Source organism: Streptomyces sp. NPDC096176, assembly GCF_044763255.1.
Classification (GTDB): Bacteria; Actinomycetota; Actinomycetes; order Streptomycetales; family Streptomycetaceae; genus Streptomyces.
This window is the reverse complement of record NZ_JBIWFV010000011.1, coordinates 4,728-29,400: the sequence shown is the minus strand read 5'-3', so window position 1 is coordinate 29,400 and position 24,673 is coordinate 4,728. Positions and strand designations below refer to the sequence as shown.

Here is a 24,673-nt window from a genome sequence, read left to right as displayed (position 1 = left end):
CTCGGCGCGCGGTCTGGTGACTGGGCGCCTGCCCGTCTCAGCCTTCGCCGTGGGCCTGCGGAGGCGCCGCACCCCGCGGGGGTACGGGCGCCTGCGGAGGCACCGCACCCTGCGCGTCCTGCCCTGCCGAGGGGCCTCGACGGCCGCTTCCCAGTGCGCTGCGCACCCGCGCAAGCGCCCGGCCGCCGCCGTGCCTGCTGTGGCTGTGGACCCGCGGGTCGTCGGTCACCGCGTAGCGCTTCACGTACGCGCCGAGGAACGCCTGGAGCGTCGCGACCGCCGGGATCGCGATCAGGGCACCGACCGCTCCCAGCAGCGCCGTGCCGGCGACGACAGAACCGAAGGCCACCGCCGGGTGGATGTCGACCGTCCTGGCGGTGAGCTTCGGCTGCAGTACGTAGTTCTCGAACTGCTGGTAGACGACGACGAAGCCGAGCACCCAGAGCGCGTACCAGGGGTCGACGGTGAACGCGATCAGCATCGGCAGGGCACCCGCCAAGTACGTGCCGATGGTCGGGATGAACTGCGACACCAGGCCGACCCAGACCGCCAGGGCCGGGGCGTACGGCACTTCGAGGATCTCCAGCAGGATGTAGTGCGCGATCCCGGAGATCAGCGCCATCAGGCCGCGCGAGTAGAGGTACCCCCCGGTCTTGTCGACCGCGATCTCCCAGGCGCGCAGCACCTCTGTCTGCTTGGCCGGGGGCAGTACGGAGCACAGCGCTCGACGCAGCCGGGGCCCGTCGGCCGCGAAGTAGAAGGAGAACAGGAAGATCGTCAGCAGCTTGAAGAGACCGCCGAGCACGGTGGCGGAGACGTCGAGCACCCCGCTGGCGCTGTTCTGGACATACTTCCGCAGCCAGTCCGAGCGCAGCAGGCTGTCTTGGACCTCCACCCGGGAGAGCTCCGTGTGGAACGTGTCGTTGATCCAGCGGATGACCGAGTCGAGGTACTTGGGGAAGTCCTCGACCATCTCGATGATCTGGCCGGCCAGCATCGAACCGAGCAGGACGACGAAGCCCGCACCCGCGACCAGCACCGCGAAGAAGACCAGGAAGGTGGCGAGGCCGCGGCGCATGCCGCGTGCCGCCATCCGTCCGACCGCGGGTTCGATCGCAAGCGCCAGGAAGAAGGCGATCAGGATGTTGATCAGGAGACCGATCAACTGGTGGAAGGCCCAGCTGCCGAGCTGGAAACAGGCGTAGAGCGCCAGGGCGAGGATCATCGCTCGCGGCAGCCAGCGCGGCATGCCGCCGGGCGCGCCGGCCGCGGTGGCGGCGTCCGCTCCCGGGGGCGGGGAGGACGGCGGAGTGGCGGGCGCCGCGGCGCTCTGCGCGGGAATGCCCACGGCGGCCTCGTCCGACGCGACCGCGTCCTGCGCGGTCCTCTCGTCAGCGGTCATGTCGTCAGCGGTCCCGTCCTGCGGTAGTGCCCTGCGCGGCGTCGGGTGCGACGTCCTGCACAGAGGATGTGCGGCGCGTTCGTGTCCCGGTCGATCTCGTCCGGGCGGTCCTGTCGGTCTGGGCCACCGGGCCAGTGTGACCCACCGCGGTGACCGCGGTGGGCCGTCCGGCGTCTCAGCGCTTGTCCGCAGGGATGTCCACGGCGGCGCACACGGCGCGCCACACGTCCTTCGCCTCCCAGCCCTCGGCCAGTGCCTCGTGGATCGTTCGGCCGCCCAATTCGGCCATCACATGGTCCCGCGCGAAGGAGTCCGCGTACACCGCACCGAAGTGGTCGGCCATCCGCTCCCAGAAAATCGTCAACCGCATGACGCCAGTATCCCGCCCCCAAGAGTGCAGCCTTGTCCGTCCTGCTTGCCGAAAGCCCTATTCGCTCTACCGTCGGAACATGGCTGGAACCGGAGCAACCACCGATCCCTCACCCGCGTCCGCGTCGGCACTCGCGCGCGCGGAGCGCTTCATCTGGCTGACCGCCCGGGTGCTCGAGCAGCGACGGTTCGCCTACCACTTCCTGGGCGGCAGCTCCGACGCCGTCGAAACGGCCCTCGCCGCCTACCTCAACGAGGACGGCGGCTACGGCCATGCCCTCGAACCCGATCTGCGCGGCCCGGTCAGCCAGCCGCTGCACACCGCACATGCCCTGCGCGTGCTCGACTCCATCGGCCGCTGCGGCGGTCTGCGGGTGGAGCGGATGTGCCGCTACCTCACGGAGGTGTCCACCCCGGACGGTGCCCTGCCGGTCGTCCACCCCTCCCAGCGCGCCTACCCCGCGGCTCCGTTCCTCCCGATCGTCGACAACCCGCCGAGCGAGCTGCTCGCCACGGGGCCGGTGGTCGGTCTGCTGCACCGCAATCAGGTGTGGCACGCATGGCTGTTCCGGGCCACCGACTACTGCTGGGCGGCGGTCGACGCGATCGAGAAGTCCCACCCGTACGAGGTCGAGGCAGCAATCGCGTTCCTGGACGGCGCACCGGACCGCTCGCGCGCGCAGGCGGCGGCCGCCAGGCTCGGCCGGATCGTGCGCGAGCAGCAGCTGGTCGCGCTGGACCCGGGACGCCTCGACGACCAGCCCGTCGCCCCCGGATACGCCCCCGGGGAGCACCACTTCGCGTACGACTACGCCCGCACACCCGATTCGCTCGCCCGCCGCTGGTTCACGGACCGGGAGATGGACCGATCCCTGGAGCACCTGGCGGGTGAGCAGAGGGACGACGGAGGGTGGCCCCTCACATGGCGCGAATGGGCCCCCGGCACCGCCCTGGAGGCACGGCCGATCGTGACGATCGAGGCGCTGCTGACCCTGCGGGCCTACGGCCACGGCATCGCATGAACGCCCTTGGCGGCGACCCGCACCCGCCACAGGGGGCGGTCACGGGGCGGTGGTGGCACCACCGTGGGCCGCCGGCCGGTCAGCCTCCCAGCGCCCGCACCCCCGCCGTCACGGCCACCGCGGCCCCGACCACCACCAGGAAGGGCGCGCGCAGCAGCAGAGCGAGCGCCGCGGCCCCGACCCCCGCGACCCTCGCGTCGAGCACCAGCGATTGGCCTGTACTGAAGGTCTGCTGCGCAGTCAGCGCGGCCAGCAGGGCGACGGGAAGCAGTGCAGCCAGTCGTTGCACGAGAGGCCGCTCGAGCGTGTCGGCCGGCACCAGCAGGCCGACGAGCTTCACGAGGTAGCAGCCGACAGCCGTCAGCGCGATCGCGATCCAGATGCTCATCGCTCCTCACCCTTCCCCTGCACGCGCGTCTTCTCCGGCGCAGACTTCGTCCTCTCCGTCCCTCCACCGATCGCTCGCCCCTTGAGCCACAGCACTGCGGGAGCGGCCAGCGCCGCGACGAGCACCGGCACTCCGGCGGGCAGCACCGGCAGGAACCCGAGCCCGAGCACCACCGCGAGCCCGGCCACGGCACGTTCGGTGGCCGTGCGCAGCATCGGCGCGAGCAGAGCGAGGAAGACCGCCGGACCCGCCGCGTCCATCCCCCAGGCGTCGGTGTCGCCGAGGGCCTCGGCTCCGAGGGCCCCGAGGAGCGTGGTCACGTTCCACAGCACGTACAGGGTGAGGCCGGTGACGGTGAAGCCGAGCCGTACGCTGCGCCGTGTGGGCTGGGCGAGGGCGACGGCCGTGGTCTCGTCGATGACCCAGTGCGCGGCGAGCGGCCGTACGAAGCGGGGCAGTGCGAGCAGCTGTGACAACCGCAGCCCGTAGAAGGCGTTGCGTACGCCCAGGAAGAAGGCACCTGCCGCCGCCGCCAGCGGGTTTCCCCCGGCCGCGATCGCGCCCACGAGCGCGAATTGCGACGCTCCGGTGAACACGAGCAGGCTGAGCGCGCAGGTCTGCAGAAGGGTCAGGCCTGATCCCGCCGAGGTCACGCCGAAGGCGAAGCCGGAGAGGCCGACGGCGAAGCCCACGCCGAGTGCGTCCCGGACGACGGCCGAGTCCGGCTTCGGCACCGAGGGCGGACCTGCGGTCCCTGCCTTGGAGGAGGCCGGCCCGCTGACGGTCCCGGCCCCGGACGAGGCCGCCCCGCCGACGGGCACGGGCCCGCGCGCGGACGCCTGGAGGGCCGCGGACGGCCCTCGGGCCGGAGAGGCCGCCCTGGTGGATATGTCTGGTCGAGCTGTCTGTTCTGGCACGTCCCGGAGGTTACGCAAGCCCGCTCCCCGCGGTCTTGTACGTTCTTGCGCGCTCCCGCTCCTTGCGGTAGGCCCCCGGCGTGACACCGACGATCCGCGTGAAGTGGCGGTTCAGATGGGGCTGGTCGGTGAACCCGACGGCGACGGCTGCCTCGGCCGGTGACGTACCTGCGTCCAGGAGGTGCCGTGCACGCCGCACGCGCGCGTCGGTGAGCCAGGTGTGCGGCGGCAGCCCGTAGGCGGCCTTGAAGGCGCGGAGCAGCGCGAAGGGGCTGACCCCGACCTCCTGCGCCAGTTCTTCGAGGGACGGCGGCTGCTCCATCCGCTCTTCGAGGAGCTGCTTCGCTGCGGCCGCGGTGCGTGACCCTGCCGCGAGGGGCGTGCGTGCGGGCAGTGAGCGCCCGTGGCGGTGCAGCAGCCTGGCGACGGTCAGACGCAGGACGCTGTCGGCGGCGAGCGCGTTGCCCTCCTCCGCGGCTCGGTGCACCTCGTGCACCAGGCGGGCGGTGTCGGGGTCCTCGACGATCGTCTCGGCGAAACCGGCCGTCCCGCGCAGGGTCGTCGTCTCCTCGGCGATACCGGCGACCAGCTGCGAGGACGGGTAGAGGGTGGAGTACACCCAGCCCTCCGGCACGCCGGCCCTGGCGGAGTGCGGCACCTCGGGATTGATCATGACTACGGTTCCGGGTCTCGCCCGCACCGTCCCCTCCGGCAGGAGGACGTCCTCGATGCCGCGGCGCACCGCACCGAAGACGAACCCCTCGTGGCTGTGGCGGGGGAAGGAGTGGCGCACGTAGCGGGCCCGCAGCAGGTCGAGGCCGGGTACCCCCGGGTACTGCCAGTGCCGTGCCCACTCGCCCTTCTTCTCCACCGCCGTGTCCCTCGCCATGCAGCCATTCTGCGCCCGGCTCCATGCGGCGGACCTGCCCGTCCATGTCCTGGACAGGCGTTGTCAGTGGTCGGGTGCACGATGGTGGACATGGCCAGGACTGCGCTCGACTCCTTCTCCCCCGCGACCCGAGGCTGGTTCACGGGGGCGTTCAGCGCGCCCACCGCCGCGCAGGAGGGGGCATGGCAGGCGATCGGCGAGGGCTCGGACGTGCTGGTGGTGGCGCCGACGGGCTCCGGCAAGACGCTGGCCGCCTTCCTGGCCGCCCTGGACCGGTTGACGTCCACACCGCCGCCCGCGGAGCCGAAGAAGCGCTGTCGCGTGCTGTACGTGTCGCCGCTGAAGGCCCTCGCGGTCGATGTGGAACGCAACCTCCGCAGCCCGCTCACCGGTATCCGTCAGGAGTCGGTCCGGCTCGGGCTTCCCGAGCCGGAGGTGCGTGTCGGTATCCGCTCGGGCGACACCCCTCCCGCGGAGCGCCGGACGTTGGTCACCAGGCCGCCGGACATTCTGATCACCACGCCCGAGTCGCTGTTCCTGATGCTCACCTCTGCCGCCCGGGACGCACTGGCGGGTGTCGAGACCGTGATCCTGGACGAGGTGCACGCCGTCGCGGGGACGAAGCGTGGTGCCCACCTCGCACTGTCCCTGGAGCGCCTCGACGAGCTGCTGCCCCGTCCCGCCCGCAGAATCGGCCTGTCGGCGACGGTGCGGCCGGTGGACGAGGTGGCCCGCTATCTGTCTCCACAGCGGCGGGTGGAGATCGTCCAGCCGCCCTCCGGCAAGGAGTTCGACCTCTCGGTGGTCGTTCCGGTCGAGGATCTCGGTGAGCTCGGTGGCTCCCCGGCATCCGACGCCTCCGACGGCGTCGCGGAGAAGCCCTCGATCTGGCCTCATGTCGAGGAGCGCATCACCGATCTCGTCCAGGCGCACCGCTCCACGATTGTCTTCGCCAACTCCCGCCGGCTGGCGGAGAGGCTGTGCAACCGCCTCAACGAGATCGCCTACGAGCGGGCCATGGGCGAGCCCATGCCCGACGGCGCGCCGCCGGCCGAGATCATGGCTCAGTCCGGGGCGGCTCAGGGCGCCCCGCCGCTCCTCGCCCGCGCCCACCACGGCTCGGTCTCCAAGGAGCAGCGCGCCCTCGTGGAGGAGGACCTCAAAGCGGGCCGGTTGCCCGCGGTCGTCGCCACCTCCAGTCTCGAGCTGGGCATCGACATGGGAGCCGTGGATCTGGTCGTCCAGGTCGAGTCCCCGCCGTCCGTCGCCTCCGGTCTGCAGCGCGTGGGCCGCGCCGGCCACCAGGTGGGCGCGGTCTCCACGGGCGTGGTCTTCCCCAAGTACCGCGGGGATCTCGTGCAGGCGGCCGTGGTCACGGAGCGGATGCGCACCGGATCCATCGAGTCGCTGCGCATCCCGTCGAACCCACTGGACGTGCTGGCGCAGCAGCTGGTCGCGATGGTCGCCCTGGACACCTGGCAGTTCGACGATCTGCTGGCGCTGGTGCGCCGTGCCGCACCCTTCGCGTCTCTGCCGGAGTCCGCCTTCACGGCCGTCCTGGACATGCTCGCCGGCCGTTATCCCTCGGACGCGTTCGCCGAGCTGCGGCCGCGTGTGGTCTGGGACCGGATCGCCGGCACGGTCACAGGCCGCCCGGGCGCGCAGCGCCTGGCGGTCACGTCCGGCGGCACGATCCCGGACCGCGGTCTCTTCGGGGTCTTCCTCGCGGGGGCCGACCCGAAGAAGGGTGGCGGCCGGGTCGGTGAGCTCGACGAGGAGATGGTCTACGAGTCCCGGGTGGGTGACGTCTTCACCCTGGGCACCACGTCCTGGCGGATCGAGGACATCACGCGGGACCGGGTGCTTGTCTCCCCCGCGCCCGGTGTGCCGGGCCGGCTCCCTTTCTGGAAGGGCGACCAGCTGGGCCGACCCCTTGAGCTGGGGCGCGCCGTGGGCGCCTTCCTGCGCGAGGTCGGCGGGCTCTCCCCCGAGGACGGCCGTCTGCGCCTGGTGGCCGCCGGTCTTGATGCCTGGGCCGCGGACAACGTACTGGCCTATCTCGACGAGCAGCGCCGCGCCTGCGGCCATGTGCCCGACGACCGGACGATCCTGGTGGAGCGGTTCCGTGACGAGCTGGGCGACTGGCGGGTGGTGATCCACTCCCCGTTCGGCGCCCAGGTGCACGCGCCGTGGGCGCTGGCGCTGGGCGCCCGTCTCGCCGAGCGCTACGGCATGGACGCACAGGTCATGCACGCGGACGACGGCATCGTGCTGCGCCTGCCCGACGCGGATCTGATGGGTCTGGATCTGCTGGACCAGGAGCCGGCCCGTACGGACACGACGTTCGACAGCGAGCAGGCTCCCGTCGGCGCGGGGGACGCCGTTTTCGACAAGGGCGAGATCAGTCAGATCGTCACCGACCAGGTGGGCGGCTCGGCCCTGTTCGCCTCCCGGTTCCGCGAATGCGCCGCCCGAGCGCTGCTGTTGCCGCGCCGCTCGCCGGGGAAGCGCACGCCGCTGTGGCAGCAGCGTCAGCGCGCGGCCCAATTGCTGCAGGTGGCGAGTGAGTTCGGCTCCTTCCCGATCGTCCTCGAGGCGGTCCGCGAATGCCTGCAGGACGTCTTCGACGTCCCGGGGCTCACGGAGCTGATGGGCGACATCGAGTCGCGCCGCGTCCGCCTGGTGGAAGTCACCACCCCCGAGCCGTCGCCCTTCGCCCGCTCCCTGCTCTTCGGTTACGTCGCCCAGTTCCTTTACGAGGGGGACTCCCCTCTGGCAGAGCGACGTGCTGCCGCCCTGTCGCTGGACTCACGGCTGCTGTCCGAGCTACTCGGCCAGGCGGAGCTGCGGGAGTTGCTCGACCCGGACGTGCTCACGGAGCTGGAGCGGGAGCTGCAGTGGCTGACGGACGACCGGCGGATCAAGGACCCGGAGGGCGTGGCCGACCTGCTGCGTGTCCTCGGCCCCCTGACGGACGAGGAGCTCGTCGAGCGCGGCGGCGATCCGGCCTGGCCGCAGGAGCTCGCCGCAGCGCGCCGCGCCATCCGGGTCCGCATCGCGGGGGTCGACCACTGGGCTGCGATCGAGGACTCCGGCCGGCTGCGGGACGCCTTGGGCACTGCACTGCCCGTGGGCGTGCCGGAGGCGTTCACCGAGCCGGTGAAGGACCCGTTCGGCGACCTTTTGGCCCGGTTCGCGCGCACGCACGGCCCGTTCACCTCCGCACAGGCCGCCGCTCGCTTCGGGCTCGGCGCGGCGGTCACCGAGGGCGGCCTGCAGCGTCTCGCCGCGAGCGGCCGGGTCGTACAGGGCGAGTTCCACCCCTCGGGCATCGGCCAGGAGTGGTGCGACGCCGGCGTGCTGCGCCGACTGCGCAGGCGTTCGCTCGCAGCCCTGCGCCACGAACTGGAGCCGGTGCCGCCCGCCGCGCTGGCCACCTTCCTTCCCCAGTGGCAGCACCTGGGCAGCAACAGTCTGCGCGGAATCGACGGTCTCGCTCGCGCCGTCGAACAACTGCAGGGCGCCGCGGTGCCCGCCTCCGCCCTCGAGAAGCTGATCCTCCCGTCCCGTGTCGCCCACTACAGCAGCACCCTTCTGGACGAACTGACCACCACCGGCGAAGTCCAGTGGGCCGGTGCCGGCGCCCTGCCCGGCAAGGACGGCTGGGTCTCCCTCTATCTGGCCGACGCCGCGCCGCTGCTCCTGCCCCAGCCCCATCCACTGGAGCTGACAGCGCTGCACGAGTCGATCCTCACCGCCCTCTCCGGCGGATACGGCCTGTTCTTCCGCCAGATCGCCGACCAGGTGCGGGCGACCACGCATCCCGACGCCACCGATCCCGCGCTGGCCGACGCCATCTGGGATCTCGCCTGGTCCGGTCGGCTCACCAACGACACGCTGGCCCCATTGCGTGCCTTCCTCGGCTCCGGCCGTACGACGGGATCCACCGCCCATCGCGCCAAGCGCGCCGTCCCCCGCGGCCGCTACGGCAGCCTCACCGCTGCAGCTCGCACCGCCTCCCGCACGGGCCCTCCGACGGTGAGCGGCCGCTGGTCCCTGCTCCCGCCCGCCGAACCCGAGCCGACCCACCGGGCCCACGCGCTGGCCCGCACCCTGCTGGACCGCCACGGTGTGGTGACGCGAGGCGCGGTGGCGGCCGAGGGGGTCGAGGGCGGCTTCTCCGCCACCTACCGCATTTTGTCCGCCTTCGAGGACACGGGACAGGCTCGCCGCGGCTATGTCGTCGAAGGGCTGGGCGCCGCCCAGTTCGCGATGGACGGCGCGGTCGACCGCCTGCGCGCGGCGTCCACGGCCCGGGACCGGGCAGAAGGGCAGTCGGCACCGCACGCGGTGGTGCTGGCCGCAGCCGACCCGGCCAATGCCTACGGGGCGGCGCTGTCCTGGCCCGAGCCGCCGGACGGCGCCGGTCACAAGCCCGGCCGCAAGGCGGGCTCCCTGGTGGTCCTCGTCGACGGGGAGCTGACCCTTTACATGGAGCGCGGCGGCAAGACGCTGCTGGCGTGGGCCACCGACCCGGAATCGCCCGCTCTGCGCGCGGCGGCCGAAGCGCTGGCCACCGCCGCGCGCGAAGGCGCCCTCGGCACCGTGACCGTCGAGCGGGTCAACGGCGCCCCCGCCCTGACAGCCCCGCCGGCCCGTGCGCTGGAGACCGCCGGGTTCCACGCCACACCGAGGGGGCTGCGTCTGCGTCCTTGACCCGGCCCCAGGGCACCACCACTGGCGCTGCCCGTCACGCATCATGGATGTCATGCCCGAAGGAGACACCGTCTGGCTGACCGCCCACCGCCTGCACGAGGCGCTGGCCGGTCGGGTCCTGACCCGGTCCGATCTCCGCGTGCCGCGCTTCGCCACGGCGGATCTCACCGGCCGGACCGTGCTGGACGTGACGCCGCGCGGCAAGCATCTGCTCACTCGCTTCGAGGGTGGGCTGACCCTGCACTCGCATCTTCGAATGGACGGCTCCTGGCGCGTGTTCGGCACCGGGGAGCGCTGGCGTGGCGGCCCCTCGCACCAGATCCGCGCGATCCTGGGCAACGTCGCCCACACCGCAGTCGGCTATCGCCTCCCCGTAGTCGAGCTGCTCCGTACCGCCGACGAAGAGCAAGCCGTCGGCCACCTCGGCCCCGATCTCCTCGGCCCCGACTGGGACCCCGCCAAAGCGGTCGCGAACCTGCTCGCCGACCCGGCCCGTCCCCTTGGCGATGCCCTCCTCGACCAACGGAATCTTGCCGGAATCGGGAACGTCTACAAGTCGGAGCTGGCCTTCCTGGCCCGTGTCACGCCCTGGCTGCCGGTAGGCGACCTGCCCGACGGCACCCCTGAGCGGCTCGTGGCCACCGCGCAGCGGCTCCTCGAATCGAACAAGCGGCGTTCTGACCGGCGCACCATGACCGGCGGCCTCGATCCGTCGCAGAAGCTGTACGTCTACGGGCGCGAAGGCCGCCCCTGCCCGCGCTGCGGCGCACCCGTCCGAAAGGCCGACCAGGGAGACGGGAGCCGAGAGCGGCCGACCTACTGGTGTCCCCGCTGCCAGAGCGGCCCCGCCGTCTGACCACCGCCACACCTCGGCGGAAAGGCCGTTCTCCACGTCCAAGCAGTTTCGATGAACAGGTAATTGACGCTCCGTCAGATCCGGTCGTACGGTCCCCTCATGGCCCTCACCGCGTACGACCTCACCGGCCGGACCGCGTTCGTCACCGGAGCGGGCAGCGGCATCGGCCGCGCCTCAGCCGTCCTGCTCGCCGAGGCAGGAGCCGTCGTGCACTGCGCCGACCGGGACGAGAAGGGACTTCGGGAGACCGGCGCCCTGATCGACGCCGCCGGAGGAGCAGCGGTCACCCACACCCTCGACGTCACTGACCACCCCGCCCTCGCGGCGGCAGTCGGCCAGGCGGGCCGCCTCGACATCCTGGCCGCCGTCGCAGGCGTCATGCACACGAGCTCGGTCCTCGAGACGAAGCCCGACGACCTGGACCGCGTCCTCGCCGTCAACTTCAAGGGGGTTTTGTTCGCCTGCCGGGCGGCGGCCCCCGCCATGATCACCTCGGGCGGCGGCTCCATCATCACCATGGCTTCCGGCGCCGTCGACGCGGCCACCCCAGGCCTGTTCTGCTACAGCGTGTCGAAGGCCGCGGTGGTCCAGCTGACCAGGACTCTCGCGGCCGAACTGGGGCCGCACGGGGTCCGCGTGAACGCCGTCGCACCCGGCTGGGTCCGCACCCCGATGACGGCCCGTCACGACATGGAACTCCAACACCACGCGGAGAGCACGATGGCACGGATGTCACCGCTGCGCCGCGTCGGCGAGCCCGAGGACATCGCCCACACCGTCCTTCATCTGGCTTCCGACGCTTCGTCCTTCACGACGGGTCAGATATTCCGCCCGAACGGCGGCGTAGCAATGCCCTGGTAGTCGCTCTGCGGGCCGCCGTCACATGCACGGGAAGCAGGCTCAGGCCCCAACCGCCCGCCGCCACCGCCCCTTCGACGACCCCCGCGTGCTCCGGTATCAGAGCCATCCGCAGGACGGCCCACCACCACACTGCGCCCAGAACGAGTCCGAACACGACAACAGGCACGAGGACCGCCCCGCGTACCGCCATGGCTGCCTCCTCCGGCCCACGCTAGTGCGACGCGAGAGGCCGCGGGGAGGGCGCGCGGTTGGCCGACCCGGCGCGTGAAAGCACCAGTTGTGCGCTCGGGGTCATGCGCTCTCGGCCTGGAACATCCAGGCATGCTTCTCAAGGTCCGCCGTCAGCTGGATCAGAATGTCCTGGCTCACCGGGTCGGGTTCGTCAGTGGCCTCGATGCGCTCCCGCATCCTCGCGATGACTGCGCCCAGAGCGTCCACCATCGTCCGCACCACGTCGACGTCCTTTATCCACCCCTCCGACACCGAGCCGATCGCGCTCTGTGCCGCCACCGACGCGGCGCGGCCATCGGGGCTCACGCCGATCGCGGAGCAGCGCTCGGCCACGGTGTCGGAGTGCTGCCGCGCCGTGTCGACGACCTCGTCGAGTTGGAGGTGGACGGACCTGAAGCGAGGGCCGACGACGTTCCAGTGCACCTGCTTGGCCACCAGACCGAGGTCCACCAGGTCGACCAGCGCGCCCTTCAGGGATCCACCGACCGTCTTGAGGTCCGCATCGGACAGAGAGCTCTTCACGACTGACATGCACGTCCTCCACTCGGTTCAGCGACTACCGTCCACCATGGCATAACTACCTAAAAGGGTCATTCGGGGACGGTGGCACCGGGGCAAACAAAAACCCCGACCGGTACTCGAGTACCAGCCGGGGCCCGGTGCAAACCAAGCCGTGCGGGATCGTGCAGGACCTGTGGCTCAGGCGGCGACGACGTCCACCGCTTCCGCAGGCGCCTTGATCGTCACCCGCTCCGTCGGCACACCTGCCACCGACGTCACGGAGACGGAACCCAGCATCGGGCGTACCGGTGCGGGCACCGGCTCGCCGGCGGCCGCCGACTCGGCCAGTTCGGCCAGCGACAGCTCGTCGCTCACTTCACGCATGAGCTCGGACATCCGTACGTCAAGCGCGTCGCAGATCGCGGAGAGCAGCTCGGAGGAGGCCTCCTTCTGCCCCCGCTCCACCTCGGAGAGATAGCCGAGCGAAACTCGGGCGGACGAGGAGACTTCGCGCAGAGTACGGCCCTGGCGCTGGCGCTGCCGACGCAGCACGTCACCAAGCAGGCGACGGAGCAGAATCATCGGTGGCTCCCTCCTCGGACCGCGTAGCCGCATCCTTCACGCCCCACCGTACCGCCTTGCGCCGCGGCCGTGCGGGGAGCGATGTCGTGTTCACTCAGGGCTGCAAACATCAATTCCCCCCGTTCTGTTCCGTATCCTGTGCCCGCGCGTTCTCATACAGTTCCTCACGGAGCAGCTCCAGCACGCTCCGTACACTCTCTCTACGGATTTCCCCGCGGTCGCCGTTCAACCTCAAAGCGGCCACTTTCCCTGTGCCCCCCGGCCCCGCGACCGCCACGAAAACCGTCCCGACGGGCTGTCCGTCCTGCGCCTCCGGCCCTGCGACGCCGGTGGTGGCGACGCCCCAGTCGGCGCCCATCAGTTCTCGCACACCGGCCGCCATCTGGGACGCAACCCGCGGATCCACCGCACCGCACTCCGCCAGAAGGGTCGCGTCCACGCCGAGAACATCCCTCTTCAGGGTGGTTGCGTAGGCCGTCACCGACCCCCGGAAGGAATTTGATGCCCCGGGTACGGCAGTGAGCTCCGCGGCCACCAGACCGCCCGTAAGGGACTCCGCGACGGCCAGCGTCCGACCACGCTCCGCAAGCAGCGCCAGGACCTTCGCCGCGTCGGTCACCTCGACGTGCCCTCCACGGCCCGCTGCGCGGCCAGCCCCTTGCGCCTCAGCACGATCGCCTGCCGTACGTAGTCGAGGCCGGTGACGACCGTCAGGACCACGGCGAGCGCCATCACCCAGAAGCGCAGGGTCGCCAGCGGCCCGGTCAGCACGAGCACGTACATCCCGACGGCGGTGCCCTGCGCGAGCGTCTTCATCTTTCCGCCGCGGCTGGCCGGAATCACAGCGTGCCGGATGACCCAGAACCGCATCAGGGTGATGCCCAGCTCCCGGAAGAGGATCACTCCGGTCACCCACCACGGAAGGTCACCGAGCGCCGAGAGACAGATCAGTCCGGCCGCCATGATCGCCTTGTCGGCGATCGGATCCGCGATCTTCCCGAAGTCGGTGACCAGGTTGTACGTCCGGGCAAGGTGCCCGTCGAAGATGTCGGTGATCATGGCGACGGCGAACGCCGCCCACGCCCATGCCCGCCATGCCGGGTCGTGGCCGCCGTCCTGCAGCAGCAGCAGGACGAACGCCGGCACCAGCACCAGCCGCACCATGGTCAGGATGTTCGCGATGTTCCACAGGCTGGCCTGATTGACGGCCGCAGCGCCCAGCTTGCCGCCGGGCGCCGGCCTTCCGGTGCCGCCCGCCGCGGATGCCGGCACTCCGGTCATCTGCCCGCCTCCTCGTCAAGGATCCGGGAACTGCCCCCCAGAACCTCGCAGAACTCCGCCACCAGGTCGACACCCTCAGTGCCGACAACCTTCGCCACGACCATACGGCCGGGCTCCAGACCCTCGCCGGAGGTGAAGACGACCTGGCCGTCGGTCTCGGGCGCCTGGTGAGCGGCCCGGCCCACTGCGCCGTCCTCGTCGTCGACGGACTCCACCAGCACCTCGAGCGTCTCGCCCAGGCGTTCCTCCGCCCGCTGTGCGGTGAGCTCGTCGGCGATCCGCGACAGGTGCTCGAGCCGCTCCGCGATGACGTCGGCGTCCAGCTTGTCGTCGTAGCCGACGGCCTCCGTGCCCTCCTCGTCGCTGTAGCCGAAGACGCCGATGGCATCGAGGCGCGCCGCCGAGAGGAAGCGTTCCAGCTCGGCGAAGTCCGCCTCGCTCTCGCCGGGGAAACCGACGATGAAGTTGGACCGCACACCGGCCTGGGGGGCCTTGCCGCGGATGGTCTCCAGCAGTTCCAGGAATCGCTCGGTGTCACCGAAGCGCCGCATCGCCCGCAGCACACCGGGCGCGGAGTGTTGGAAGGACAGGTCGAAGTACGGGGCGACCTTCGTTGTCGAGGTGAGGACGTCGATCAGCCCGGGACGCATCTCGGCCGGCTGCAGGTAGCTGACGCGCACCCGCTCGATGCCGTCGACCGCCGCGAGATCGGGCAGCAGGGTTTCCAGCAGGCGGATGTCGCCGAGGTCCTTGCCGTACGAGGTGTTGTTCTCGGAGACCAGCATGATCTCCTTGACGCCCTGCTCGGCCAGCCAGCGCGTCTCGCCGAGCACGTCGCCGGGCCGGCGCGAGATGAAGGAGCCGCGGAACGACGGGATGGCGCAGAAGGTGCAGCGCCGGTCGCAGCCGGAGGCGAGCTTCACCGAGGCCACCGGGCTGGTGCCGAGGCGGCGGCGCAGCGGCGCGCGCGGCCCGGACACCGGGGCGACACCCTCCGGCAGGTCCTCGGGCACCGGAGCGACGTCCCCGTGCCCGGGCAGGGCCACCTCGGTGGCACCCTGCCGCTCGACGGGGCTCAGCGGCAGCAGCTTGCGCCGGTCGCGAGGGGTGTGGGCGGCGTGGACGCCGCCGCTCAGGATGGTCTGCAGACGGTCGGAGATGTCGGCGTAGTCGTCGAATCCGAGCACCCCGTCGGCCTCGGGCAGGGCCTCCGCAAGATCCTTGCCGTAACGCTCGGCCATGCAGCCCACGGCCACGACGGCCTGAGTTCTGCCGTGATCCTTGAGATCGTTGGCTTCCAGCAGGGCGTCGACGGAGTCCTTCTTGGCGGCCTCGACGAATCCGCAAGTGTTGACCACGGCGACGTCGGCGTCGGAGGCGTCCTCGACGAGCTCCCAGCCGTCCGCTGCCAAGCGGCCTGCAAGCTCCTCCGAGTCCACCTCGTTACGGGCGCATCCGAGAGTGACAAGGGCGACGGTACGGCGTTCGGGCATGGGCTCAAGACTACTTTGTCCCGGCCCACACCCCCGCCCCGAGGGTCGAGGCCCTCCGTCACACGTTCCGCACGGGTGCCGTCAGCCGACCTCGGGGTCGCCCTTCGTGTAGGAGAGCCGCTCCACGCCGCCCATCTGGAATTCGTCCTTGACCTTCTTGCCGTTCACGAACAGCTCGATCGCCCCGGCATTCCCGAGGATCAGGTCGACGCGCTCGTCGTCCTGGAAGGTCTTGGTCTCGCCCTTGAGCAGCAGCCCGTCGAAGAGCAGCTTGCCGTTGTGCGACTTGGCGGAGATCCAGCTCTTGTCGCCGGTGGCGGAGAGCTTGACCGTGACCTTGTCCTTCGGCACTGCCGCGATGGCGCTGTCGGACGGATCGGGCTTGGGGTCGGCGGGCTTGCTGGTCGGCGTGGTGGGCTTCTTCGTCTCGGCCGAATCACCCTCCGCGACGGTGGTGCCGCTGCCCTCGCTCTCGCCGTCGCTGAACAGCGTAAAGCCGGCGAAACCGACCACGGCGACGATGGCGGCGACCATGGCCGCGGTCCAGTTGGGGCGGCGCCGCTCGGGACGGATGCGTTCGGCCTCGAACAGCGGCGCGGCACGTGTCGGCGCCGGGCGGCCGCCGTGCTCGGAGTCGTACTGCGCGATCAGCGGGTCGGGGTCGAGTCCGACGGCGCGGGCGATCATGCGGATGTGTCCGCGGGCGTACACATCACCGCCGGAGGGGGAGAAGTCGTCCTCCTCGATCGCGTGCACGATGGGGATGCGCACCCGTGTGGAGGTACTGACCTCGTCAACGGTGAGGCCTGCGCCGACACGCGCCTGCTGGAGCACGTGGCCGATCGAAGGCCGGTCGTCTTCGACTGAAGGCCGGTCGTCTTCGGGGGAGTTGCCGATGGACACGGGGGCGCCTTTCGAGCGTGTAACCACCTGCTGGAGGTTCAGTCTATGGGTGGTACGAAAGGGTGGGGCAAGCGGGCGGTGGAGGTTTGTACGCCATCGGAATGGACGGCCGATCCCGGGGTCGGGGACATCTGTACGTCCCTTCCTCCAACTTGACGTATAACCAAGGAAAACGGTTGCTCACCGAACCCTTACGAGTGAGTCTCTCCCCGGATCACGGCGAGCACTCCATCCAGTTCGTCGGGTTTCACAAGAACGTCACGTGCCTTCGATCCTTCGCTGGGGCCGACGATGTTCCGCGACTCCATGAGGTCCATCAGCCGGCCTGCCTTCGCGAAGCCGACCCGCAGCTTGCGCTGCAGCATCGACGTCGAGCCGAACTGCGTGGAAACGACCAGTTCGGCGGCCTGGCAGAGCAGATCGAGGTCGTCGCCGATGTCCTCGTCGATCTCCTTCTTCTGCTTCGTGCCGACGACCACGTCATCCCGGAAGACGGGAGCCATCTGGTCCTTGCAGTGCTGGACGACGACCGCGACCTCGTCCTCCGTCACAAAGGCGCCCTGCATGCGGGTGGGCTTGTTGGCGCCCATCGGGAGGAAGAGCCCGTCGCCCTTGCCGATCAGCTTCTCCGCGCCCGGCTGGTCGAGGATGACCCGGCTGTCGGCGAGCGAAGAGGTGGCGAAGGCGAGCCGTGACGGCACGTTCGCCTTGATCAGGCCGGTGACGACGTCGACGGACGGGCGCTGGGTCGCCAGTACCAGATGGATGCCCGCCGCGCGCGCCAGCTGTGTGATGCGGACGATCGCGTCCTCGACGTCGCGCGGCGCGACCATCATGAGGTCCGCGAGCTCGTCGACGATGACCAGCAGGTACGGATACGGCTGGAGCTCGCGCTCGCTGCCCTCGGGCGACTTGACCTTGCCCTGGCGCACGGCCTGGTTGAAGTCGTCGATGTGCCGGTACCCGTACGCGGCCAGGTCGTCGTACCTCAGGTCCATCTCGCGCACCACCCACTGCAGCGCCTCGGCGGCCCGCTTGGGGTTGGTGATGATGGGCGTGATCAGGTGCGGGATGCCCTCGTAAGCGGTGAGCTCGACCCGCTTGGGGTCGACGAGCACCATCCGCACGTCCTCCGGCGTCGCTCTTATCATCACGGACGTGATCAGGCAGTTGATGCAGGACGACTTGCCGGAACCGGTGGCGCCGGCGACCAGGACGTGCGGCATCTTCGCCAAGTTGGCCATCACGTAGCCGCCCTCGACGTCCTTGCCGAGTGCGACGAGCATGGGGTGATCGTCCTCCGCCGCGTCCGCGAGGCGCAGGACGTCGCCGAGGTTGACCATCTCGCGATCGGTGTTGGGGATCTCGATGCCGACCGCGGACTTCCCGGGGATCGGGGAGATGATCCGCACGTCCGGGCTGGCGACCGCGTACGCGATGTTCTTGGTCAGGGCCGTGATGCGCTCGACCTTCACGGCAGGGCCGAGCTCCACCTCGTAGCGGGTGACCGTCGGTCCGCGGGTGAAGCCGGTGACGGCCGCGTCGACCTTGAACTCCATGAAGACGTTGCTCAGCGAGGCGACGATCGCGTCGTTGGCGGCGCTGCGCGTCTTGCCCGGGCCGCCGCGCTCGAGCAGGTCGAGCGAAGGCAGCGAGTACGTGATGTCGCCGGACAGCTGGAGCTGCTCGGCACGCGGCGGAAGAGGTTCGGACTTCTCGGGCGCCGGCTTGGTCAGGTCGGGTACGGCCCCCTTCGCCGCGGGGGCGTTCGTCGCGGGAGCCTTCGGCTCACCGCGGTCGGCGCCCTCCGGCTCGCGGGCGGTCGGCACGGGCGTGGCGGCACGCTGCCGCTCTGCCGTGACGTCACGAGTGAGGTCCGCGACGAGCGGCGAGGGAGGCATGCCGTTCAGCACGGCTCCGTCGAGGGCGGCGGCAGCGGCCGCCGCGACGTCAACGGCGTCCATCTCGCGGCCGAGGGCCGGCTGCGCCGAGGGCCGGCGCGGGCGGCGGCGCCGGGAGAGCGCCTCTTCCTCCGCGGCGCCCGGGTCGTGGCCGGGCATCTCGCTGCGGCGTGAGGAGCGGCGGGGCCGGCCGGGCAGGGCCTCGCGCCACTGCTCGTCGTACCGCTCGTCGTCCTCGCCGGTCTCGCCCCGCGGCCCGGCCGCAGGTTCGACGATGCCGAGCGTGGAACCGAGCAGCCGCAGACGCTGCGGGATGGCCTTGACGGGCGTGGCGGTCACGACGAGCAGCCCGAAGACGGTGAGCAGCACCAGCAGCGGGACGGCGAGCACCTCGCCCATCATGAAGATCAGCGGCTTGGACGCCCCCCAGCCGATCAGGCCGCCCGCGTCCTGGATCGCCTCCGCGCCCTCGCCGCGGCCGGGCGATCCGCACGCGATGTGGACCTGGCCGAGCACGCCGATGATCAGGGCGGAAAGACCGATCACGATACGACCGTTGGCCTCGGGCCGCTCCGGATAGAGGATCAGCCGCACGCCGATCGCGCCCAGCAGCAGCGGCGCGAGCAGATCGAGCCGGCCGAAGGCGCCGGTGATCAGCATCTCGACCAGACCGCCGACGGGACCCTGCAGATTCGACCAGGTCCCGGCCGCGATGATCAGTGCGAGACCGAGCAGCAGCAGCGCCAGGCCGTCCTTGCGGTGCGCCGGATCGAGCCCCTTGGCGCCACGCCCTATGCCGCGGAACATCGCGCCGACGGTATGGGCGAACCCGAGCCAGAGGGCGCGCACAAGGCGGTACACGCCCCCGGTGGGGGACGGCGCGGGCTTCGGCGCAGCCGCCTTCTTGACCGCCGCCTTCTTCGCGGGCGCCCTTTTTGCGGGCACGGACTTCTTGGGGGCGGTCTTCTTGGCGGGCGCCGCCTTCTTCGCGGCACCGGTCGTACGGCCGGCGCGCGGCTTCGCGGTGCCCGCCGTGCCCTGGGAACCCTTGCCGGACGTACGTGAGGCCATGGTGGTGAGGTTACCGGTGTCGACCCCTGCTCACACGTGTGCCCACTGCTTCACCCGTACGTGTCGCGACGAATGAGGCGCCGAACTGACGACCCCTCAAGCTGCGGCAGCGGCCGTCAACTCTGCGACGGAAGGGTTGCCGAGCCCCCGCCCGTGCCGGGCTCCAGCGCGTCAAGCGCCCTGCGCAATCCGGTGAGTTTGCGCTCGAGGTGGGCGGCGGTGGCCACCGCCGCCGCGTCCGCCGAGTCGTCGTCGAGCTGCTTGGAGAGCGCCTCCGCCTGCTCCTCGACAGCGGCGAGCCGCGCGGACAGTTCCGCGAGGAGCCCCGCGGGCTCCCGGCCGGCACCGGCGTCGGCCTGCGCCCCGCCCTCGAGCTGAAGGCGCAGCAGCGCGGCCTGCTCACGCAGTTGGCAGTTCTTCATGTAGAGCTCGACGAAGACCGAGACCTTCGCGCGGAGCACCCACGGATCGAACGGCTTGGAGATGTAGTCCACGGCACCCGCCGCGTAACCGCGGAAGGTGTGGTGGGGTCCGTGGTTGATCGCGGTGAGGAAGATGATCGGGATGTCCCTGGTCCGCTCCCGCCGCTTGATGTGCGCGGCGGTCTCGAAACCGTCCATTCCCGGCATCTGGACATCCAGCAGAATGACCGCGAAGTCATCCGTCAGCAGCGCCTTGAGCGCTTCCTCCCCTGACGATGCCCGCACCAGTGTCTGATCGAGCGCGGAGAGGATGGCCTCCAGCGCAAGCAGATTCTCCGGCCGGTCATCGACCAGGAGGATCTTGGCCTTCTGCACCATGCCCCGTCCTCCTCGCCCCGGCATGGGGTCTCTCCGGCTCGAAGAGCCGGAGGACGCACCGGGCGCCGCCCCAGGGGACGACTCCGTTGCGCCGCCCGTCCTTGTGCCGGTCATGGTAGCCGCACCCCGCCCGTCGCCACACCCTGTCACCGCGATGTCACTGCGCACGTACCCGCAAACGCGGGGCGAGACCGGATAGTTCCCCGGATCCTCCGGTCTCACACGCGATCATCCACACCCGATCAGCGACCCGCGCAAAATCGCACGCGCAGCAATCACTCCCCGCGCATCCACTGCTCCATCACCGTCAGCAGATGGTCGGGATCGACCGGCTTGGTCACATAGTCGGAAGCGCCCGACTCGAGGGCCTTCTCCCGATCGCCCTTCATGGCCTTCGCGGTGAGCGCGATGATCGGCAGCCCGGCGAACTGCGGCATCCTGCGGATCGCCGTCGTCGTCGCGTATCCGTCCATCTCCGGCATCATGATGTCCATCAGTACGACAGTCACATCGTCATGCTGCTCAAGCACTTCGATGCCTTCCCGGCCGTTCTCCGCGTAGAGCACCGACAGCCCGTGCTGCTCCAGCACGCTGGTGAGCGCGAAGACGTTGCGGATGTCGTCATCGACGATCAGGACCTTCTCGCCGTCGAAGGTGAACACCCGCCGCTGCTCCGGCCCGTCCTGCTCGCCTGCAATCTGTCCCCACGGCTCCTGGCCCGGCGCCTCCGCCGGCTGCCCGGCAGTCCGCTTGGGCTCCGCGGCCGCCTGTGCCTTGCGCCGCCGCCGCAGCAGGGCCGCGGGGCCCGCGGTCGCGCGGGGAGCCGGGGCGGACCGGACGGGCGTCTGCTCGCCGCTGCCCTCCGCGGCGCCCTCCGCGCCCCGGCTGTCCGTGATACCCGGGCTCAGCTGCGGATACCCCTGCGGCGGAAGCTCGGCGGGGTGGAGCGGCAGATACAGCGTGAAGGTCGAGCCACGGCCGGGCTCACTCGCCGCATGGATCTCGCCGCCCAGCAGCCGCGCGATCTCCCGGCTGATCGACAGGCCGAGACCCGTACCGCCGTACTTCCGGCTGGTCGTACCGTCCGCCTGCTTGAACGCTTCGAAGATGACCCGCATCTTCCCGGCCGCGATCCCGATGCCCGTGTCCGTCACCGAGAAAGCGATCAGGTCCCCGTCCGCGTCCCTCAGCGACCCGGCCTCCAGCAGCTGCTCCCGGATCGACTGCGGCACGTCCGCGCCCGCCGGCCTGATGACCAGCTCGACCGCCCCGCTGTCGGTGAACTTCACTGCGTTCGACAGGAGGTTGCGCAGCACCTGGAGCAGCCGCTGCTCGTCGGTGTGCAGGGTCGCGGGCAGCTCTGGCGAGACGCGGACCGAGAAGTCGAGGCCCTTCTCCGCCGTGAGCGGCCGGAAGGTCGCCTCGACGTAGTCCACCAGCTGCACCAGCGCGATACGGGTCGGACTGACGTCCATCTTGCCCGCCTCGACCTTCGACAGGTCGAGGATGTCGTTGATCAGCTGCAGCAGGTCGGACCCGGCGCCGTGGATGGTCTCGGCGAACTCCACCTGCTTCGGCGAGAGATTGGCGTCCGCGTTGTCCGCGAGCAACTTCGCGAGAATCAGCAACGAGTTGAGCGGCGTGCGCAGTTCGTGCGACATGTTCGCCAGGAACTCCGACTTGTAACGCATCGAGACCGCGAGCTGTTCGGCCCGCTCCTCCAGCACCTGCCGGGCCTCCTCGATCTCGGTGTTCTTCACCTCGATGTCCCGGTTCTGCTGCGCCAGCAGCTCGGCCTTCTCCTCCAGCTCGGCGTTGGACTCCTGCAGCGCCTTCTGCCGGTTCTCGAGCTCGGCGGAACGCTCCCGCAGCTGTTCGGTCAGCTCCTGCGACTGCTTGAGCAGCACCTCGGTCTTCGTGTTGACGCTGATCGTGTTGACGCTCGTCGCGATCATCTCGGCGATCTGGTTGAGGAAGTCCCGCTGAATCTGGGTGAACGGCTGGAACGACGCCAGCTCGATCACTCCGAGGACCTTCCCTTCGAACAGCACCGGCAGCACGATCACATACGCCGGGGAGGCCTCCCCCAGACCGGAGGAGATCCGCAGATAGCCCGGCGGCACATTGACCTGGATGGTCCGCTTCTCCTCCGCCGCCGTCCCGATCAGGGTCTCCCCCGGCCGGAACGACGTCGGCATCAGCCCGGCCGAGTAGCCGTAACTGCCGCGCATCACCAGCTCGTACGACTCCCCGCCCGCCGACGCGTCCGAACCGGTACTCGTCGGCATCGCGAGGAAGAAGGCGCCGTGCTGCGCGGACACCACTGGCGTCAGCTCGCTCATGATCAGCGACGCGACGTCCTCGAGGTCGCGACGGCCCTGCATCAGACCGGAGATACGGGCCAGGTTGCCCTTGAGCCAGTCCTGTTCCTCGTTGGCGAGAGTGGTGTCGCGGAGGTTCGCGATCATTGTGTTGATGTTGTCCTGGAGGACCTGGATCTCGCCGGCCGCGTCCACGTCGATCTTGAGGTTCAGATCGCCGCGGGTCACCGCCGTCGCGACGGCCGCGATGGCGCGCACCTGACGGGTCAGGTTCCCGGCCATCTCGTTCACCGACTCGGTCAGGTCGCGCCAGGTGCCGTCGACGTCCCGCACCCGCGCCTGACCGCCCAACTGTCCGTCGGTGCCCACCTCGCGGGCGACCCTGGTGACCTCCTCCGCGAACGAGGAGAGCTGGTCGACCATGGTGTTGATGGTGGTCTTCAGCTCGAGGATCTCGCCCCGCGCGTCGATGTCGATCTTCCGGGTGAGATCACCCTTGGCGATCGCGGTCGTTACCGTGGCGATCTGACGCACCTGCCCCGTCAGGTTGGACGCCATCGAGTTCACGGACTCCGTAAGGTCCTTCCACGTGCCGGAGACCCCGGGCACCCGCGCCTGGCCGCCGAGGCGGCCGTCCGTGCCCACCTCTCGGGCCACACGGGTCACCTCGTCGGCGAATGACGACAGCGTCCTCACCATCGTGTTGACGGTGTCGGCGAGCTCGGCGACCTCGCCGCGCGCCTCCACCGTCACCTTCTTCGTCAGGTCGCCGTTGGCGACCGCCGCGGAGACCCGGGAGATGTTGCGCACCTGACTGGTCAGGTTGTTGGCCATCAGGTTGACGTTGTCGCTGAGGTCCTTCCAGATGCCTGTCACGCCGCGCACCCGCGCCTGGCCGCCCAGCACGCCTTCCGTACCCACCTCGCGGGCGACCCTGGTCACCTCGTCCGCGAAGTCCGAGAGCTGGTCGACCATCGTGTTGACGGTCGTCACCAGCTCGAGGATCTCGCCCTTGGCGTCGACGGTGATCTTCTTCGACAGGTCGCCCTTGGCAACCGCCGTCGTCACCTCGGCGATGTTGCGCACCTGGCTGGTGAGGTTGTTGGCCATGAAGTTGACGGACTGAGTGAGGTCCTTCCAGGTGCCGGAGACGCCCTGCACCTCGGCCTGGCCACCGAGGATGCCCTCCGTGCCCACCTCTCGGGCCACCCTGGTGACCTGCTCCGCGAAGTTCGACAGCTGGTCGACCATCGTGTTCAGCGTGTTCTTCAGCTCGAGGATCTCGCCCCGCGCGTCCACGTCGATCTTCTGCGACAGGTCACCACGGGCCACCGCCGTGGCCACCTGCGCGATGTTGCGGACCTGCGCCGTGAGGTTCCCTGCCATGCCGTTCACGGAGTCCGTCAGATCACGCCACACACCCGCCACACCGGGTACCTGGGCCTGGCCGCCGAGGCGGCCGTCCGTACCCACCTCGCGGGCCACCCTGGTGACCTGTTCGGCGAAGGCGGACAGCTGGTCGACCATGGTGTTGATGGTGTTCTTCAGCTCGAGGATCTCGCCCCGCGCGTCCACGTCGATCTTCTGCGACAGGTCACCACGGGCGACCGCCGTCGTCACCTGCGCGATCTGACGCACCTGCGACGTCAGGTTGCCGGCCATGAAGTTGACGGAGTCCGTCAGTTCCTTCCACGTACCGCTGACGCCGTCGACCCGCGCCTGGCCGCCGAGGCGGCCCTCGGTGCCCACGTCCCGTGCCATGCGCGTGACCTGGTCGGCGAAGGAGGACAGCTGCGCCACCATCGTGTTGACGGTGTTCTTCAGCTCCAGCATCTCGCCGGCCACATCGACGGTGACCTTCTGCGACAGATCACCGTTGGCGACCGCCGTCGTCACCTGCGCGATGTCACGCACCTGGCCGGTGAGGTTCCGGAACGCGGTGTTCACCGAATCGGTGAGGTCCTTCCACGTACCCGCCGCGCCCGGCACCTCGGCCTGACCGCCGAGGCGGCCCTCGACGCCGACCTCGCGAGCCACACGCGTCACTTCGGAACCGAACGACTGAAGTTGGTCCACCATCGTGTTGACGGTGTTCTTCAGCTCCAGCATCTCGCCGGCCACATCGACGGTGACCTTCTGCGACAGATCACCGTTGGCGACCGCCGTCGT

General features: G+C 70.3%; 19 protein-coding genes. 4 read left to right on the top strand and 15 right to left on the bottom strand.

The genetic code is table 11. From position 1 onward, the window contains the following. Window positions 1-37 precede the first annotated feature (37 nt). A complete protein-coding gene (locus tag ACIQ7Q_RS26835; RefSeq protein WP_403867225.1) occupies window positions 38-1,402 on the bottom strand; it encodes an AI-2E family transporter in 1,365 nt (454 codons plus the stop codon). Window positions 1,403-1,577: 175 nt separating this feature from the next. Further along, on the bottom strand, window positions 1,578-1,772 hold the full coding sequence (locus tag ACIQ7Q_RS26830) for a DUF3046 domain-containing protein (protein ID WP_356636558.1): 195 nt from the start codon (window positions 1,770-1,772) through the stop codon (window positions 1,578-1,580). A gap of 79 nt (window positions 1,773-1,851) precedes the next feature. Between ACIQ7Q_RS26830 and ACIQ7Q_RS26825 the strand changes: the two genes are divergently transcribed. Next, window positions 1,852-2,793 (top strand): hypothetical protein, encoded by a 942-nt coding sequence (locus ACIQ7Q_RS26825; RefSeq protein ID WP_403867221.1) that lies wholly within the window; start codon window positions 1,852-1,854, stop codon window positions 2,791-2,793. Between the two features lie 79 nt (window positions 2,794-2,872). On the opposite strand, the gene ACIQ7Q_RS26820 is transcribed toward ACIQ7Q_RS26825, so the two are convergent. From ACIQ7Q_RS26820 to ACIQ7Q_RS26810, 3 genes are all read right to left on the bottom strand, one after another. After that, window positions 2,873-3,181: an AzlD domain-containing protein gene (locus ACIQ7Q_RS26820; RefSeq protein WP_356636562.1), complete on the bottom strand. Its 309-nt coding sequence runs from the start codon at window positions 3,179-3,181 to the stop codon at window positions 2,873-2,875. Next, window positions 3,178-3,915, bottom strand: a complete 738-nt coding sequence (locus ACIQ7Q_RS26815; RefSeq protein WP_403867217.1) for an AzlC family ABC transporter permease — start codon at window positions 3,913-3,915, stop codon at window positions 3,178-3,180. Before ACIQ7Q_RS26815 ends, ACIQ7Q_RS26820 begins: the two co-directional genes overlap by 4 nt. A 193-nt stretch (window positions 3,916-4,108) precedes the next feature. Beyond that, entirely contained in the window at window positions 4,109-4,987 is an 879-nt protein-coding gene (locus ACIQ7Q_RS26810) for an AraC family ligand binding domain-containing protein (RefSeq protein WP_403867215.1), read from the bottom strand. 90 nt (window positions 4,988-5,077) lie between these two features. Between ACIQ7Q_RS26810 and ACIQ7Q_RS26805 the strand changes: the two genes are divergently transcribed. The 3 genes from ACIQ7Q_RS26805 (at window position 5,078) to ACIQ7Q_RS26795 (ending at window position 11,420) form a co-directional block, all read left to right on the top strand. After that, on the top strand, window positions 5,078-9,703 hold the full coding sequence (locus tag ACIQ7Q_RS26805) for an ATP-dependent helicase (protein ID WP_403867212.1): 4,626 nt from the start codon (window positions 5,078-5,080) through the stop codon (window positions 9,701-9,703). 52 nt (window positions 9,704-9,755) lie between these two features. After that, window positions 9,756-10,559 carry an Fpg/Nei family DNA glycosylase gene (locus tag ACIQ7Q_RS26800; RefSeq protein ID WP_403867209.1) on the top strand — a complete coding sequence of 268 codons (804 nt, stop codon included), beginning with the start codon at window positions 9,756-9,758 and terminating at the stop codon, window positions 10,557-10,559. A 99-nt stretch (window positions 10,560-10,658) separates the two neighbouring features. Continuing rightward, window positions 10,659-11,420 (top strand): SDR family NAD(P)-dependent oxidoreductase, encoded by a 762-nt coding sequence (locus tag ACIQ7Q_RS26795; protein ID WP_403867206.1) that lies wholly within the window; start codon window positions 10,659-10,661, stop codon window positions 11,418-11,420. Here the strand turns inward: ACIQ7Q_RS26795 and ACIQ7Q_RS26790 are convergent. From ACIQ7Q_RS26790 to ACIQ7Q_RS26745, 10 genes are all read right to left on the bottom strand, one after another. Continuing rightward, the gene (locus ACIQ7Q_RS26790) at window positions 11,368-11,610 is read right to left on the bottom strand and encodes a hypothetical protein (RefSeq protein WP_403867203.1); all 243 of its coding nucleotides are present in this window, start codon (window positions 11,608-11,610) and stop codon (window positions 11,368-11,370) included. The two genes, ACIQ7Q_RS26795 and ACIQ7Q_RS26790, sit on opposite strands and share 53 nt — an antisense overlap. A 101-nt stretch (window positions 11,611-11,711) precedes the next feature. Further along, window positions 11,712-12,182, bottom strand: a complete 471-nt coding sequence (locus ACIQ7Q_RS26785; RefSeq protein ID WP_403867201.1) for a Dps family protein — start codon at window positions 12,180-12,182, stop codon at window positions 11,712-11,714. A gap of 168 nt (window positions 12,183-12,350) precedes the next feature. Continuing rightward, window positions 12,351-12,734, bottom strand: a complete 384-nt coding sequence (locus tag ACIQ7Q_RS26780; RefSeq protein ID WP_403867199.1) for a helix-turn-helix domain-containing protein — start codon at window positions 12,732-12,734, stop codon at window positions 12,351-12,353. A 109-nt stretch (window positions 12,735-12,843) separates the two neighbouring features. Next, the gene (locus tag ACIQ7Q_RS26775; protein WP_403867197.1) at window positions 12,844-13,353 is read right to left on the bottom strand and encodes a CinA family protein; all 510 of its coding nucleotides are present in this window, start codon (window positions 13,351-13,353) and stop codon (window positions 12,844-12,846) included. Beyond that, window positions 13,350-14,015: a CDP-diacylglycerol--glycerol-3-phosphate 3-phosphatidyltransferase gene (gene pgsA, locus ACIQ7Q_RS26770; protein WP_403867194.1), complete on the bottom strand. Its 666-nt coding sequence runs from the start codon at window positions 14,013-14,015 to the stop codon at window positions 13,350-13,352. The genes ACIQ7Q_RS26775 and pgsA overlap by 4 nt, the downstream gene beginning before the upstream one ends. Continuing rightward, on the bottom strand, window positions 14,012-15,508 hold the full coding sequence (gene rimO, locus ACIQ7Q_RS26765) for a 30S ribosomal protein S12 methylthiotransferase RimO (protein ID WP_403867191.1): 1,497 nt from the start codon (window positions 15,506-15,508) through the stop codon (window positions 14,012-14,014). The genes pgsA and rimO overlap by 4 nt, the downstream gene beginning before the upstream one ends. Before the next feature lie 81 nt (window positions 15,509-15,589). After that, the gene (locus tag ACIQ7Q_RS26760; protein WP_403867188.1) at window positions 15,590-16,411 is read right to left on the bottom strand and encodes a helix-turn-helix domain-containing protein; all 822 of its coding nucleotides are present in this window, start codon (window positions 16,409-16,411) and stop codon (window positions 15,590-15,592) included. 191 nt (window positions 16,412-16,602) lie between these two features. After that, entirely contained in the window at window positions 16,603-19,383 is a 2,781-nt protein-coding gene (locus ACIQ7Q_RS26755) for a DNA translocase FtsK (protein WP_403867185.1), read from the bottom strand. A gap of 116 nt (window positions 19,384-19,499) precedes the next feature. After that, window positions 19,500-20,183, bottom strand: coding sequence for a two-component system response regulator (locus ACIQ7Q_RS26750; protein WP_403867182.1), 684 nt, complete (start codon window positions 20,181-20,183; stop codon window positions 19,500-19,502). A gap of 275 nt (window positions 20,184-20,458) precedes the next feature. Then, window positions 20,459-24,673, bottom strand: a 4,215-nt coding sequence (locus ACIQ7Q_RS26745; RefSeq protein WP_403867179.1) for a HAMP domain-containing protein, incomplete at its 5' end; no start/stop codon positions are given.